This is a genomic window from Microbacterium sp. P5_E9, from assembly GCF_054049175.1.
In genome coordinates this window covers 1-14,183 of the sequence record NZ_JBFUMV010000001.1, presented here as the reverse complement: position 1 = coordinate 14,183, position 14,183 = coordinate 1, and the positions used below count along the sequence as shown (strand labels likewise).

Annotated in this window: 14 protein-coding genes; 5 read left to right on the top strand and 9 right to left on the bottom strand. The window is 67.5% G+C overall.

The window, feature by feature from the left end; translation table 11 throughout:
* Positions 1 to 70 precede the first annotated feature (70 nt).
* Complete coding sequence (locus ACXJ3V_RS00070) at positions 71 to 418, top strand: hypothetical protein (protein WP_457098217.1); 348 nt, start codon at positions 71 to 73, stop codon at positions 416 to 418.
* Positions 419 to 448: 30 nt separating this feature from the next.
* On the opposite strand, the gene ACXJ3V_RS00065 is transcribed toward ACXJ3V_RS00070, so the two are convergent.
* Positions 449 to 829: a hypothetical protein gene (locus tag ACXJ3V_RS00065; protein WP_457098216.1), complete on the bottom strand. Its 381-nt coding sequence runs from the start codon at positions 827 to 829 to the stop codon at positions 449 to 451.
* A gap of 129 nt (positions 830 to 958) precedes the next feature.
* On the opposite strand from ACXJ3V_RS00065, the gene ACXJ3V_RS00060 reads away from it, so the two are divergent.
* A complete protein-coding gene (locus ACXJ3V_RS00060) occupies positions 959 to 1,639 on the top strand; it encodes a copper resistance CopC family protein (protein WP_457098215.1) in 681 nt (226 codons plus the stop codon).
* A 9-nt stretch (positions 1,640 to 1,648) separates the two neighbouring features.
* The gene (lpdA, locus tag ACXJ3V_RS00055; RefSeq protein ID WP_457098214.1) at positions 1,649 to 3,046 is read left to right on the top strand and encodes a dihydrolipoyl dehydrogenase; all 1,398 of its coding nucleotides are present in this window, start codon (positions 1,649 to 1,651) and stop codon (positions 3,044 to 3,046) included.
* Positions 3,047 to 3,228: 182 nt separating this feature from the next.
* On the opposite strand, the gene ACXJ3V_RS00050 is transcribed toward lpdA, so the two are convergent.
* The 4 genes from ACXJ3V_RS00050 to ACXJ3V_RS00035 all read right to left on the bottom strand — a co-directional run bounded on the left by ACXJ3V_RS00050 (position 3,229) and on the right by ACXJ3V_RS00035 (position 5,928).
* Positions 3,229 to 4,071, bottom strand: a complete 843-nt coding sequence (locus ACXJ3V_RS00050) for an SGNH/GDSL hydrolase family protein (protein WP_457098213.1) — start codon at positions 4,069 to 4,071, stop codon at positions 3,229 to 3,231.
* Between the two features lie 3 nt (positions 4,072 to 4,074).
* Positions 4,075 to 4,710: a CYTH domain-containing protein gene (locus ACXJ3V_RS00045; protein WP_457098212.1), complete on the bottom strand. Its 636-nt coding sequence runs from the start codon at positions 4,708 to 4,710 to the stop codon at positions 4,075 to 4,077.
* A gap of 2 nt (positions 4,711 to 4,712) precedes the next feature.
* On the bottom strand, positions 4,713 to 4,931 hold the full coding sequence (locus tag ACXJ3V_RS00040) for a response regulator (protein WP_457098211.1): 219 nt from the start codon (positions 4,929 to 4,931) through the stop codon (positions 4,713 to 4,715).
* A 76-nt stretch (positions 4,932 to 5,007) separates the two neighbouring features.
* Positions 5,008 to 5,928, bottom strand: a complete 921-nt coding sequence (locus ACXJ3V_RS00035) for an NAD(P)-dependent oxidoreductase (RefSeq protein WP_457098210.1) — start codon at positions 5,926 to 5,928, stop codon at positions 5,008 to 5,010.
* Positions 5,929 to 6,037: 109 nt separating this feature from the next.
* On the opposite strand from ACXJ3V_RS00035, the gene ACXJ3V_RS00030 reads away from it, so the two are divergent.
* A complete protein-coding gene (locus ACXJ3V_RS00030) occupies positions 6,038 to 6,769 on the top strand; it encodes a glutamine amidotransferase (RefSeq protein ID WP_457098209.1) in 732 nt (243 codons plus the stop codon).
* A 166-nt stretch (positions 6,770 to 6,935) separates the two neighbouring features.
* Here the strand turns inward: ACXJ3V_RS00030 and ACXJ3V_RS00025 are convergent, their stop codons facing one another.
* The 3 genes from ACXJ3V_RS00025 to ACXJ3V_RS00015 form a co-directional block, all read right to left on the bottom strand.
* Positions 6,936 to 9,410: a glycogen/starch/alpha-glucan phosphorylase gene (locus ACXJ3V_RS00025; RefSeq protein ID WP_457098840.1), complete on the bottom strand. Its 2,475-nt coding sequence runs from the start codon at positions 9,408 to 9,410 to the stop codon at positions 6,936 to 6,938.
* 420 nt (positions 9,411 to 9,830) lie between these two features.
* Positions 9,831 to 10,655 carry an NAD(P)H-hydrate epimerase gene (locus ACXJ3V_RS00020; RefSeq protein ID WP_457098208.1) on the bottom strand — a complete coding sequence of 275 codons (825 nt, stop codon included), beginning with the start codon at positions 10,653 to 10,655 and terminating at the stop codon, positions 9,831 to 9,833.
* Positions 10,648 to 11,754: a YihY/virulence factor BrkB family protein gene (locus ACXJ3V_RS00015; RefSeq protein WP_457098207.1), complete on the bottom strand. Its 1,107-nt coding sequence runs from the start codon at positions 11,752 to 11,754 to the stop codon at positions 10,648 to 10,650. The genes ACXJ3V_RS00020 and ACXJ3V_RS00015 overlap by 8 nt, the downstream gene beginning before the upstream one ends.
* Before the next feature lie 145 nt (positions 11,755 to 11,899).
* On the opposite strand from ACXJ3V_RS00015, the gene ACXJ3V_RS00010 reads away from it, so the two are divergent.
* Positions 11,900 to 13,573 (top strand): GspE/PulE family protein, encoded by a 1,674-nt coding sequence (locus ACXJ3V_RS00010; RefSeq protein ID WP_457098206.1) that lies wholly within the window; start codon positions 11,900 to 11,902, stop codon positions 13,571 to 13,573.
* A gap of 33 nt (positions 13,574 to 13,606) precedes the next feature.
* Here the strand turns inward: ACXJ3V_RS00010 and ACXJ3V_RS00005 are convergent.
* On the bottom strand, positions 13,607 to 14,183 hold a 577-nt coding region (locus ACXJ3V_RS00005), incomplete at its 5' end, for a type II secretion system F family protein (protein WP_457098205.1).

Sequence of the window (14,183 nt, the reverse complement as noted above, 5' to 3'; positions counted from 1 at the left end):
CGACAGATGCCCCGGCGGACCCGCCTGCATACCCTGGTGACTAATCGAACCTAATGACAGGAGACCCGTCGTGTCGACCCCGCACCGCCATGTTCCGCCCCTTCAGGTGCGTGAGCGTTCGGCGTGCATGTGCATCCACGGCAGTCCCTGCACCACGTTCGCACCCGGTCACGCGCTGCACCTCATCCAGTCTCGGCTGGCCGCTGCGACGCCGTCCGACTGGCTCGATGCGATCGTCGAAGAAGTGCACGCCGACGGGACCATCGCCCTGCGCAGCCTGGACGGCTCGGGTCTGACCGTGTGGAACGGCGCCGGAGCAGACGGGCAGGTGCATCCGGGTGCCCCGGTCGCGCTGCACGACCGTTACGACGTGCTTGCGGTCGGCACCCGGCGATTCAACATCTTCCGCGACCGCTAGGCCGCAGCGCTTCTTGAATTCGGCAGGGCGTCAGGCCGCTGCCATCATCATGTTCTTCATGGCCATGCAGGCGTCCATGCAGGCCTTGCAGGCCTGAGCGCACATCTTGCAGACCTCGCTGTGGTCGGCGTGCTTCATGCACTCGTCCATGCAGTTCATGCACATCGCCATGCACGCGTCGAGCATCGACATCATGGCGGCCGGGGTCATGCCCTGCATCCGCATCATGGTGCGCATCATCGTGTTGCACATGTCCGCGCAGTTCATGCACACCGAGGCGCACGACATTCCCTGGGTCGAACACACCACACAGGCCTGCTCGCAGGCCGAGCAGGCGTCCATACAGGCCTGCATCACCGACATGTCCATCATGTCCATACCGGGCATCGACATCATGTCCTTCGACATCATGTCCATCATCATCGAGTCCATTCCCGCACCACTTTCCGACGTCGCACTGAGAGCGGGGCAGGTGCACCCGCCTGCCGCCATGGTAAGCCTGCCCCGGCGGCGATTGAAGCCCCCGGTAGGCTCGGACGAGTGTCGTCACACAGAATTCACAAACGCCGCTCCCTGCTCGCTCTGATCGCCGCCATCGCATTTGCCGGGGCATCCGTCTTCCTCATCGCCGCCCCCGCGAGCGCGCACGATGAGCTGGTCTCCACCGATCCGGTCGCGGGTGCGGCCGTCGAGGCGCTGCCGGCGCAGCTGACGCTGACCTTCTCGGGCGAGCTCGCGACCGATCCGGGAGCGACCGAATTGCAGGTGACGGATGCTGCGGGCACATCCCTCGCGAACGGCGATCCGGTCATCGCCGACACGACTGTCACCCAGCCGCTCGCCGGCACGGCGAGCGGCGCGATTACGGTGCTGTGGAAGGTGGTCTCCAGCGACGGCCACCCGATCTCCGGCGAGTACACCTTCACGGTTACCGCACCGGCGCCCACCCCGACCCCCACTCCTACTCCGAGCGCGACTGTCTCGTCGGCCCCGACCGAATCGCCCAGCGCGACCGAGTCGGCCGTTCCGGTGACCGACGAGGACGCGGACGCCGACGACTCCTGGCCGTGGATCGTCGGGGCGATTCTGCTGGTCGCGATCGCAGGCGCCGTCACGTATCTCCTGGTGTCGAGTGCCCGTCGCAAGCGCGCCCTCGAGGCCGCCACCGCCCTGCCGCCGGCGCCCTCTGACGAGGGCTCGTCGCCGTCCACCGACCGATAGGCTGGAAGTATGCCTCACTACGACGTCGTCATCCTCGGTGCCGGTCCCGGCGGCTATGTCGCGGCCGTCCGAAGCGCTCAGCTCGGCCTCTCCGTCGCGGTCATCGAGGAGAAGTACTGGGGCGGTGTCTGCCTCAACGTCGGCTGCATCCCCTCCAAGGCTCTCCTCAAGAACGCCGACCTCGCGCACACGTTCAACCACAAGGCCGACCTGTTCGGCATCTCTGGCGACGTGACCTTCGACTTCGGGGTGGCGTGGGATCGCAGCCGCAAGGTCGCGGAGACGCACGTCAAGGGCATCCACTTCTTGATGAAGAAGAACAAGGTGACCGAGTACGACGGCCGCGGCTGGTTCGTGGACGCCAACACCATCGACGTCAAGAAGGCCGACGGCTCGTCGGAGCGCGTCACCTTCGACAACGCGATCATCGCGACCGGCTCAAAGGTCCGGCTCCTGCCGGGCGTCGAGCTCGGCGGCAACGTCGTCACGTACGAGGAGCAGATCCTCGCGCGCGACCTGCCGAAGTCGATCGTGGTCGTCGGCGCCGGCGCGATCGGCATGGAGTTCGCCTTCGTGCTCGTCAACTACGGCGTCAAGGTCACGATCATCGAGTTCCTCGACCGGGTCCTGCCGATGGAGGACGAAGACGTCTCGAAGGAGCTCGCCCGCCAGTACAAGAAGTACGGCGTCGACATCCTCACCTCCACCAAGGTCGAGACGGTCGTCGACCACGGTGATCGCGTCACCGTGACCTACACGCCGAAGGACGGCGCGCAGGCGTCGATCGACGCCGACAAGGTCATGATGTCGATCGGCTTCGCTCCGAACGTCGAGAACTTCGGACTCGAGAACACCGGCGTCAAGCTCACCGATCGCGGCGCGATCGAGATCGACGACTTCATGCACACGTCGGTCCCCCATATCTACGCGATCGGCGATGTCACCGCGAAGCTCCAGCTCGCGCACGTCGCCGAGGCGCAGGGCGTCGTCGCCGCCGAGACGATCGGCAAGGCCGAGACCATGGCGCTCGGCGACTACCGCATGATGCCGCGCGCGACGTTCTGCTCGCCGCAGGTCGCTTCGTTCGGGCTCACCGAGCAGCAGGCGCGCGACGCGGGCTACGACGTGAAGGTCGCGAAGTTCCCGTTCTCGGCCAACGGCAAGGCGAACGGCCTGGGCGAGCCGATCGGCTTCGTCAAGCTCATCGCGGACGGCGAGCACCTCGAGCTCCTCGGCGGGCACCTGATCGGGCCCGACGTGTCGGAACTGCTTCCCGAGCTCACGCTCGCGCAGAAGTGGGACCTCACCGCCCTCGAGGCCGCGCGCAACGTGCACACGCACCCGACGCTGTCCGAAGCCGTGCAGGAGGCCTTCCACGGCCTCGCCGGCCACATGATCAACCTGTAGATCTGGTTGTCGAAGGCCCGGGTTCGCCCGGGCCTTCGTCGTTCCCGGGGCCTTCCGGCGCCTGGTCGCGCACGCGCTGCCGAAACCGCCATCCGCTACCGCGACAAACGGCCGCGAATGGCGGTTTCGGGCGCGCGAGCGAGCGGGCGAGCGGGCGAGCGGGCGAGCTTCGAAGCGGCATTTCAGCCTTCGACGGCAAGCAGTTCCTCGAGGATGCGGTCGTTGCCGGCCTGCGAGGGGTGGGTGTAGTCCGCCGCGAGCAGGTCCCCCGCCGGGTCCGTGCCTTCGGCCCCGTTGAACGAGCCGAGGAGATCGACGCACTCGCCGTCGATGGCCGCGACTTCGTCGCAGACGATCGTCCGCCACGAGGCCAGCCCCTCCGCCACCTTCGAGGTCACGAGCGCCGCAGTCCTGGGGCCCGCTGCGTCCAAGTCGGCCCATCCGGTCCACGAGTTGTACGACGTGAGCGCGAGGACCACCGCCTCCGGTGCCCGCGAACGCACGCCCTGGAGGAGGTCATGGAGGTCTGCGCCAGTAGCCGCGTTCTGGGTGGCGAAGCATTTCGAGGTCGTCCCGGCGAGTGCCTGCGCCGCGCCGTCGATGGAGTCGAGGTCGATGCCCGAGTCGTAGCACGGCGCCCCCGGACCGAAGGGCGCCTGATCGTTGAACCCCGCGGAGACGATGACGATGGCCGCCTGCCCAAGTGCCTCATCGAGCCCCCCCGACTCGACCTGCTCGAGGATGTCGGTGGTCTTCGCCCCGTCATGCCGGGAGTGGTTGTCGGCGATGTACGACTCGCCCCGCGCCTCGGTCAGGGCCGCCGCGTAGGCGTCTGCGAAGCCATCGCATCCCGGACAGTCGTCCGGCGAGTTGTACGGGATCGAGTCTCCGATCAGCACGATCGGTGTGGCGCTCGGGCTCGGCGCTTGCGCCGTCCCGTTCCCAGATGTGCAGCCGGCGAGAACTGCGCCGACCCCGACTGCGACGAGCACCCCCACGATTCCGAGGGGTGCGCGTCTAGTCAAGGTTCAGACCCCGAGGGTGCGGGCGAGCTTCGACGCGGATGCCGCGGGCCGGCCACCGGCAGCCTCCACGGCGTCCCTGATCGACGCGAAGAGCGCGGTGCGCTCCTCGGGATCATCCGGCGCCGCCGGTCCGAGCTCGAACTCCCATTCGCGCCAGGACTGCTCCACGCCGCGCCGCTCATCGCGCCCGATGACGTGATCGTCGACGAACTCCACGACGACGCCGTCGTCGGCCGAGAGCAGCGCATAGGCCGTGCGGTCATTGCGGATGCGCGCGATCGAGTAGAGCGCGGCATCCGTCAACTCCGAAACGGCTGTCCGCACCACCTCGGGGATGCCGTCGTCGTCGGTCAAGGGCCAGTGCGTCTCGAGGCGGGCGCCGTCCTGGAGGGGGCCCTTGATGTGCCAGCCCGCGTCGGGTCCGCCGGTGCGGCGACGCAGCGCGTAGCCGGCACGCCCGAGGGCGTAGTCCTCGGTGTCGAGGTAGCGGGCGTCGAGGTCGCGCGGCTCCGGTGCGCCCATGCGCGCAACTCCGGGCAGCCCCGAGAGGTCAGGCAGCGGTGTCGCTTCGTCGACGTCGAACTTCGCCTCGACCTCGAAGGAGTGGGTCCGCCCGTCGTCCTGCGCTGGCGCGCCCACGATCAGTCGTCGTTCGACGGGCCGATTTCGTCCGTCGCCTCGACGAACCAGAACTCCGCCTCGGTGGGTCCGTCGCCCTGACCGGTGCGCTCCAGTCCGCCCGCACGCTGGTACACGATCTGCCCCTCGCCGTAGGGAACGATGAGCGAGTCGAGTTCGGGCTTCTCCAGCGGGAGCAGCTGCCCGTCGAGCGGTCCGCCGTGAAGGTGTGCGATGGCCATGTATTCCTCCTGGCGCTCAGCCTAGACCGCAGTGAGCGACGGATCGGGATGCCGCGACGAGAACGCGCCCGCTGGGTCAGCCCGCCGCCGGGTCGTAGCCGCGCAGGGTTCCGTCGGGGGTGGCGAGCAGGGTCACGAGCGTGCAGTCCTTGTGGCCGAGGCCGCGCGCGGTGAGCTCCTCGAGCTGCGCGAGCGCGAGGTGCGCCGCAGGCAGGTGCACGCCGGTCGCCTCCCCCGCCTGCACGGCGAGGCCGCAGTCCTTGCGGGCGAGGTCCACCGAGAACGTCGCGTCGAAGTTGCGGTTCGCTGCCGCCTTCTCCACCACGCCCGGCACGGGGTACCAGGTGCGCTGCGGCCAGGACGAACCGGACGACACGTTCGCGACCTCCCAGAACACCTGCGGATCCAGGCCGAGCTGCTCGGCGAGCTGCGACCCTTCGGCGACGGCCATGACCCCGATGAACAGCATCATGTTGTTGACGAGCTTGGCCGCGATCCCGGCGGTCGCCTCACCGCACGAGATGACCGAGCCGGCCATCGGCTCGACAATCGCGCGCACCCGCGCGACGTCGGCCGGAGCCCCGCCGAGCATGAAGGTCAGGCTGTGCGCCTCTGCTCCCGCGGTGCCGCCGGAGATCGGGGCATCGACGAACACGAAGCCGCGGGCATCCGATTCCGCGTGGCACCACCGTGAGGTCTCGATGTCGACCGTCGAGGTGTCGAGCAGCAGCGTCGCCGGCGCAGCGTGCGCCCAGATCCCGTCGGGGCCGTCGAAGACCGCGCGCACGTGCTGCGGCATCGGCAGCGACGTGAAGCAGACATCGGCGCCGTCGAGGGCCTCGCGGATCGAGCCCACGATCGTGACACCGCGGGATGCCGCAGCCTCCGCCGCGGCCGGGTTGAGGTCGACCCCGCGCACGGTGTGCCCTGCCGAGACGAGGTGGGCCGACATCGGCGCCCCCATATGGCCGAGACCGATCCAGGCGATCGTGGACATGTCAGTTCTCCCTGCGTCGTCGAAGGTGACTTCCCCTCCACGATAGGCGGGAAAGCACGCCTGCGCGCGCGGGGCCGACCCCCAGGGAAGGTCCCCTAGAATCAGGCCAGTGAAGCCCTTCCTGCTCCTTGCCACCCGCTCCGAGGACGGACCGGCCGACGAGGAGTACGCGCTCTTCCTCCGCTACAGCGGTCTCGACGAGCGCGACCTCGTGCGCGTGCGCCTGGAGGCCACGCCCCTGCCGGCGGTGGACCTCGACGACTACTCCGGGATCTTCGTCGGCGGCGGGCCGTTCAACGCCTCGGACCCGTATGCGAACAAGTCGCCCGTGCAGCGCCGCGTCGAGGCGGAGTTCCAGACTCTGCTCGACGAAGTCGTCGCCCGCGACTTCCCGTTCCTCGGCGCCTGCTACGGCATCGGCACGCTCGGCGTGCACCAGGGCGCCGTCATCGACCGCACGTACCGCGAGCCGATCAGCGTCGTCGAGCTCTCGCGCACCGAGGCCGGGGCATCCGATCCCCTGCTGGCGGACGTGCCCGACAGCTTCACGGCGTTCGTCGGCCACAAGGAGGCGGTGTCGGCGCTCCCCCGGTCGGCGACGCTGCTCGCGTCAGGCGAGGCGTGTCCGGTGCAGATGTTCCGGGTCGGCCGCAATGTGTACGCGACCCAGTTCCACCCCGAGCTCGACGTCGACGGCATCACGACGCGCATCCACGCGTATGCCGGGCACGGCTATTTCGCGCCCCACGAACTCTCGGCGACCCTCGCCGCGGTGCGTCGCCTTCCGGTCACGCACACGGGCAGCATCCTGCGGGCGTTCGCCCAGCGCTACGCGCGCTAACCGACCCGCCAACCCGCCGCGGGTCGCTCCAACGGCGGCGCATAACTCCTGCAATCCGCGACCGTCACGCGGGAGCCCGCCCGGGATTCCGCGTCCAACGCGCCCGGAGCGCGCGAGATTGCAGGAGTTGTGCGCCCCGCGAGGCTCGCAATGCGGGCGCCCCGCCTCACAGCATCGGCGGGGTGTGCCAGATCCTGTCGATGTAGTCGCGGATCGACCGGTCGGACGAGAAGAACCCCGAGCGGGCGACGTTGAGGATCGCCGAGCGCGTCCACGCATCCTGGTCGGCGTACGCGGCGTCGACCTTCGCCTGCGCCTCGATGTAGGTCGCGTAGTCGGCGAGCACCATGAACCGGTCGTCGTACAGCAGGTTCGAGATGACCGGCTCGAACACCGAGCGGTCGCCGTCCGAGAACGCGCCCGACGCGATCATGTCCATCGCCCGGCGCAGGCTGTCGTCCTGCTGGTAGTAGTCCGCGGGCTTGTAGCCCTTCGCCCACAGCTCCTCGACCTCGGGCTCGGTCATGCCGAAGAGGAAGAAGTGGTCGTCGCCGACGAGCTGGCGGATCTCGACGTTGGCGCCGTCATCCGTCCCGATCGTGAGAGCGCCGTTGAGGGCGAACTTCATGTTGCCGGTGCCGGACGCCTCCTTGCCGGCGAGCGAGATCTGCTCGGAGAGGTCGGCCGCGGGCACGAGGCGCTCGGCGAGCGTCACGTTGTAGTTCGGCGGGAACAGCACCTTCAGCCGGCCCTCGACGCGCGGGTCGTCGTTGACGACCGAGCCGACGGCGTTGATGAGGTGGATGATGCGCTTGGCGTTCACGTAGCCGGGCGCCGCCTTCGCGCCGAAGACGAACGTGCGCGGCTGGATCTCGGATGCCGCAACCCGCCCGGACGCAACGCCCTCGTACAGCGTCACGATGTGCAGGAGCTTGAGCATCTGCCGCTTGTACTCGTGGAGGCGCTTGACCATGACGTCGAGCATGTGGTCCTCGGCGAGCTCGAACCCGTCGCGGGCGCGCAGCACGTCGGCGAGGCGCGTCTTATTGGCCGTCTTGACGGCGGCGAATCGCTCGCGGAACTCGGGGTCTTCGGCGAAGGCCTCGAGCCCGCGCAGCCGCTCCAGGTCGACGGTCCAGCCCGCACCGAGCGTCTCGGTGATGAGCGAAGCGAGCCCCGGGTTCGCGAGCCGCACGAACCGGCGGGGCGTGACGCCGTTGGTGACGTTGGTGAACTTGCCCGGGAAGAACTCGTCGAAGTCGGGCAGCACCTTGTCGCGCAGCAGCTGGGAGTGCAGCTCCGCGACGCCGTTGACCTTCGAGCCCGCGACGGTGGCGAGGTACGCCATCCGCACCGAGCGGTAGGGGTGCTCGCCGATGATCGACATGTCGCGGATGCGCAGCTCGTCGTCGCCGAAGCGCTCGCGCACCTCGTCGATGAAGTCCTCGTTGATCTTGTAGATGATCTCGAGGTGGCGGGGCAGCAGCCGGCCGAGCAGGTCGACCGACCACACCTCGAGGGCCTCGGGAAGAAGCGTGTGGCAGGTGTACGCGAAGCACTTCTGCGTGATCGCCCACGCGGCATCCCAGTCCATCTTCTTCTCGTCGGTGAGCACGCGCATGAGCTCGGGGACGGCGATGACGGGATGCGTGTCGTTGAGCTGGAAGATCACCCGGTCGGGAAGCTTCGTGAGGTCGAAGTCCGGGGTGAGCTGCGAGCTGAGGAAGTCGGCGATCGACGCTGCGACGAAGAAGTACTGCTGCTGCAGGCGCAGCTCCTTGCCCTGGGGGGTTGAGTCCTCGGGGTACAGCACCTTCGAGATGTTCTCGGCGTAGGTCTGCGCGCGAACGGCCTCTTCGTAGTCGCCCGAGTTGAAGACGCGCAGATCGAACGAGTCGGTCGCGACCGCGCGCCACAGCCGGAGAGTATTGACGCGCCCGTTGTGGTAGCCGGGGACCATGTAGTTGTAGGGCACGGCCTTGACGTTCCAGCCCGGGATCCAGCGGTTGCGGGTCACGCCGTCGTCGTCGTAGTGCTCGGTGTGGCCGCCGAACGAGATCATCTGGGCGGCTTCGGGGTGCGGGAACTCCCACGGCGAGCCGAGCGTGAGCCACGCGTCGGGCTGCTCGACCTGCTGGCCGCCCTCGAAGGTCTGGCGGAAGATTCCGTATTCATAGCGGATGCCGTAGCCGATGCTCGGGACGCTCATGGTCGCGAGCGAATCGATGAAGCAGGCCGCGAGCCGCCCGAGGCCGCCGTTGCCGAGCCCCGGCTCGACCTCCTGCTGCCGCAGCTCTTCGATGTCGATGCCGCACGCGGCCATCGCTTCGGTCGCGATGTCGGTGAGGCGTGACGCGAGCAGGTTGTTGTCGAGCTGGCGGCCGAGCAGGTACTCGGCGGACAGGTAGCAGACGCCCTTGGCCTGGGCCACACGCTGACGGCGCTGGTCTTCGAGCCAGCGCGCCATGAGGTAGTCGCGCACCGTGTAGGCGAGCGCCAGGTAGCGGTCGTTTGCGCTCGACGATGACAGCGCGACGCCCTGCTCGAAGTTGAGGTTCTGCAGGAACTCCTTGACGAACCCATCGACGCTGGCGGGCGGTGCCGTCACCGGGGCGAGAGCAAGCGGATGCGTCGCGCCGATCAGGCTGGTCGAGGCAGTGGCAGCGGCTTTGTTGTCTTCGGGCACCCTACGACGTTACCGAATGTTGTTCGGCTCTTCCCTCCGAACGGGGTCTGAGGGGCGAGAGTTTACATCGTCGTCACTTCTCCGTCGGTTGCGCCCCGTCACCCGATGACTCGCAAAACGAATGCCTCGCCCTCCGAGCCCGCCACGCAACTCACCGCCGCAACCGGAATCGCGTTGACCACCCCAAAAACTGGACTCAACCTGAGCAAAAGGCAAGTCTGCGCCGCCTTCGCGCTTGGTACGCTCGCGACTTGGCTGGCGGCATTTCACGGGCTCGTCAGACTGGGGGCTTGTCAGACTGGGGGCTCAACGGCCGGGTGTGGGGACCCGGCCGTTGAGCGGGCACGTGCTCAAGTGAGTGTCGCAGCGCCAGTCTCAGCCCTGAACGACGCGGAAGACGGATGCCTCGCCCAGCCCCCCGGTCGCTGAGCCTGTCGCGGTCGCTGAGCTTGTCGAAGCGTCGCCGACAAATCCGGGCCCCAGCCCGAGGTCGACGAACACGATCCGGCCCGCAAGCTCGGGCCCTCTCCCCCGCACGAGCCCGGCCTTCACCGCGCCGAAGGTCACCGTGACGTTCGCCGGCAGCACGACGTCGTCGCCCGTGAGCCCGGTGTCGGGGTGGAGTCCGCTCGGCAGGTCGACCGCGATCACCCGCGTGCGTCCGGCCCGCACCGCGGGAAGAAGAGCCTCGACTGCGACTCTTGCCGTGCCGCGCAGCGCCGGGTCGCCGCTCGTACCGATCCCGAGGATGCCGTCGATCACGAGGGCGTAGTCCCCGACGGCCTCGACCACCCGCGCTCCAGCCGCCGTGGCCGCGGCCAGGCCGCGCTCGTGCACCCGGGAGCCCACGCACAGCACCTCGACGTCGAAGGTGTCGGCGAGCGCTGCCGCGGCCAGCAGAGCGTCGCCGCCGTTGTCCCCGGAGCCCGCGAGCACGAGGATGCGCGGCGATCCGGTCGCTGAGGTCGTCCCGGTCGCTGAGCCATTCCCGGTCGCTGAGCCGCTTCCGGTCGGTGACCCGCTTCCGGTCGCTGAGCCGCTTCCGGTCGCTGAGCTTGTCGAAGCGTCCGGAAACTCCTCGCGGATCACCGCGGCGAGCGCAGCTGCCGCGCGATCCATGAGGGGCTCCCCCGCGGCGAGCAGCGGCCGCTCCGCCGCCCGCACCTGGCCGGCGAGGTAGACCGGAACCCGCTCAGTCATTGCCGCCGGTCGCTGAGCCTGCGCCGGTCGCTGAGCCCGCGCCGGTCGCTGAGCCTGTCGAAGCGTCCGGCGACCCACCCGACGCCTCGCGCGCTTTGCGCTCCACCTCGCGAGCCCGCTGCAGTTCGGTCGTTGCCGCCCGCACCCGGTCCTCCGCCTTGCGCACGCGCCGCATCTCGAAGGTCGGCGCGCCAAAGCGCGCGCGGATGCGATCCTGGTCTTCGCGCGCGCCGATGATGATCCAGGTCGCGGCGATCAGAATCACCTGGGCCGACAGGTTGACCCACAGCAGCAGGGCGATGAGCACCGCGAACGAGGCCAGCAGCGGGTTGTTGTCGGCCCCCTGCACGAACAGGCCGGAGAGCTGCTGCAGCACCGTCAGCCCTACGCCCGCGAGCAGGGCTCCAACCCACAGAGTGCGTGCCCGTACGTGCAACCCGCTCAGTGAGATGAACACGAGCGCGAACAGCGCGGTGTCGAGCACGAAGACGACCGCGACCGCGCCGAACCCGGTGAGCAGGCCCGAGTAGGCAGTCGCGTCGATGCCGGTCCACTGCTCGATCACCTGGAGGAAGGCGCTGCCGAACAGCGCCGCAATGGCCGACAGCAGAAACCCGGCGCCGATCGCGAGGGCGAGCAGAAAGTTGCGCACCATCACCCAGATCCAGAACGCGTCGTCGTGCACCTCGTCCGAGAGGGTGCGCAGCGCTGCCCGCAGCGACCCGATCGCGCCGATCGCCGAAAGGACGAGGAACACGAGCGCGACGATGCCGGCGATCGTGAAGCTCGCCGGCGCCTCGATGGTCGACACGTCGAAAACGCCGTCTTCGCCGACCAATCCCGGAATGACGGCATCCACCGCGTCGATCAGCGCCTGCCATGCCTGCGGGTTGTCGCCCAGCCAGCGCGCCGCGAGCGTGAACCCAAGCAGCACACCCGCCGAGATCGAGAACAGGGCGCGGTACGTGATCGAGTCGGCGAGCATGAACCCCCGCCGCTCGGAATAGTGCAGCCACACCCGCGTCGGCTTGAGCGTGAGCGCCCACGCGATGAGTCGCGGAATGAGCGGACGACGGACGGATGCCGGTGGCTCGGACATGCCGCCAGAGTAGCGGGCAAGCATGTCCCCCACCCCGGTCGTTGAGCGCGGGAGCGCCAGCGACCGAGACGAAACGCACCTCGTACAGCCCCAGTAGAATCGGTGAGGGGAAAACGGCCATCGTCGGCCAAGTGGGGAGAATGCCATGCGGGGACTCGCGCAGACGCTCGTGCTGACCGGAGCGGTGCGTGCACCGGAGATGTCCGCCGCGCTCGCCGAGGTCGGTGACACTCCCGAGCTTGCGCCGTATCTCGTGGCGCAGCAGCTGGTCAGCTACGCCCAGCTCGCCGAGGCCATCGCGCTGCACACCGGGCATCGGTATGTAGACCTGTCGAATATGGCGCTCGATCCGAGCGTAATCGGGCTGGTGCCCGGCAACTTGTGCCGCAAGTACGGGCTCATCCCCATCGACCGCCGCGGGAATCGTCTGACGGTCGGCATCCTCGACCCGAATGACATCGTGGCGCTGGATGACGTCGCGAGCCTCACCGACCTGTTCGTCGAGCCCGTTGTCGTCGCCGAAGACGCGCTGGCGCAGATGTTCGAGCGGTTCCTGCGCTCCGATGAGGAGCTCAACGAGCTCTCGACGACGATCGAAGAGTCCAGCGAGTCGAGCAAGTCCGCGATGACCGAGTCTCTCGAAGAGCAGGACAACGACGCGCCGATCGTGCGCTTCGTAAACCTGCTCATCGCGCAGGCGATCAACGACCGCGCCAGCGACATCCATGTCGAGCCGGGCGAGAAGCAGCTGACTGTCCGGTTCCGGATCGATGGCGTCCTACATGAGATGCAGAAGGCCGACCGAACGATCCAGGACGGCATCATCTCGCGTTTGAAGATCATGTCCTCGATCGATATCGCCGAGAAGCGCAAGCCGCAGGATGGACGCCTTTCGGTAACCCACGACGGCCGATCCGTCGACCTTCGAGTCGCGACCCTCCCTACCGTGTGGGGCGAAAAAATCGTCATGCGAATCCTGGACAACACTGGTCAGGTGATGACGATGAGGGATCTCCTCTTCTCAGGGGTAAATGAGACGCGTTTCCGCGAAGCCATCACGCGACCCCACGGGATGATTCTCGCGACTGGTCCTACCGGGTCGGGAAAGTCCACCAGCCTTTACACCGCGCTTCGCGCGATCGCGAACCCCAAGATCAACGTGATTACGGTTGAGGACCCAGTCGAGTACCGTATTGCCGGCATCAACCAAGTCCAGGTCAACAATCGCGCGGGGCTCACGTTCTCCAACGCGCTGCGCTCAATTCTTCGCAGCGACCCCGATGTGGTGCTTGTCGGTGAGATCCGCGACTTCGAGACGGCGAACATCTCGATCGAGGCGGCCTTGACTGGTCACCTGGTGCTGTCCACTCTCCACACGAACGACGCTCCGAGCGCCTTGACCCGTCTCATCGAGATCGGCTGCGAGCCATTCCTTGTCGCGACTGCACTGACCGCCGTCATCGCCCAGCGTCTTGCGCGTCGCCTGTGCATGCGCTGTCGGGAGCCTTTCGCCGAGCCTTCCGAGGTTCTCGCCGCGTTGGGATTCCCGCACGATCCCGACGACGTCCCCCAGCTCTACAAGGCGGCAACTTTGGGTTGCCCGGCCTGCTCCAGTACCGGCTACCGCGGCCGCGTCGCCCTCCACGAAGTAATGACTCTCAGCGATGGGCTCGAGGCGCTCGTTGTGACACGCGCTACCGGCACCGAGATACGCCAGGTCGCCCTCAAGGAGGGCATGATCTCGTTGCGTGAGGACGGCTGGTCTAAGGTCGCGCAGGGACTGACGACTATCGAAGAGGTACTGCGCGTTACGGTCTGACTCAGTCTCCTGACCCGGACTGGTCCGCAATCGCTACCCTTGCTTTGCCAGGTCTCCGTAAAGAGTAAAGATGGGCAGATACAGCGAAATCACCATGCCTCCGATGATGATGCCTACGCCGACGATGAGAATCGGTTCGATCGTCGACGACAATTGGGTGGTCGCGGTCTCCACCTCGTCCTCATAGAAGTCAGCGATGCTCGCAAGCATGTCGACGAGCGTGCCAGATTCCTCGCCGACCGACACCATCTGCGGTACCAGGGGCGGGAACACGGCCGCCTTCGCAAGCGGCGCCGCAAACGATTTGCCCTGCCTGATCGATTCTTGAATCTCGCGGACAGCCTGCTCGATCTTCCAATTGTTCGATGCCTGGCCGGTGATCGACAACGCCTGGATAATCGGAACCCCCGCATTGAGCATCATTGAAAGATTGCGCGCGAATCTCGCGACAGCGATCTTGGTGGAGAGCTTCCCGAATATCGGCAGCTTGAGTTTTATGGGGTCTATCACCCGCCGCATCTGCTCGGTGTTCTTGTTCGCACGCCACCAGAACATCACGGCAATCACCACGATCGCGATAGTCGGCAGGATCCACCACATGTTGTTAGAG

Bases quoted from the DNA above. Each gene is read 5' to 3' on its own strand.
- ACXJ3V_RS00010 (WP_457098206.1), top strand. From the start codon at position 11,900: ATGCGGGGACTCGCGCAGACGCTCGTGCTGACCGGAGCGGTGCGTGCA.
- ACXJ3V_RS00040 (WP_457098211.1), bottom strand. From the start codon at position 4,931: ATGGCCATCGCACACCTTCACGGCGGACCGCTCGACGGGCAGCTGCTC.
- ACXJ3V_RS00065 (WP_457098216.1), bottom strand. From the start codon at position 829: ATGATGTCGAAGGACATGATGTCGATGCCCGGTATGGACATGATGGAC.
- ACXJ3V_RS00015 (WP_457098207.1), bottom strand. From the start codon at position 11,754: ATGTCCGAGCCACCGGCATCCGTCCGTCGTCCGCTCATTCCGCGACTC.
- ACXJ3V_RS00035 (WP_457098210.1), bottom strand. From the start codon at position 5,928: ATGTCCACGATCGCCTGGATCGGTCTCGGCCATATGGGGGCGCCGATG.
- lpdA (WP_457098214.1), top strand. From the start codon at position 1,649: ATGCCTCACTACGACGTCGTCATCCTCGGTGCCGGTCCCGGCGGCTAT.
- ACXJ3V_RS00020 (WP_457098208.1), bottom strand. From the start codon at position 10,655: ATGACTGAGCGGGTTCCGGTCTACCTCGCCGGCCAGGTGCGGGCGGCG.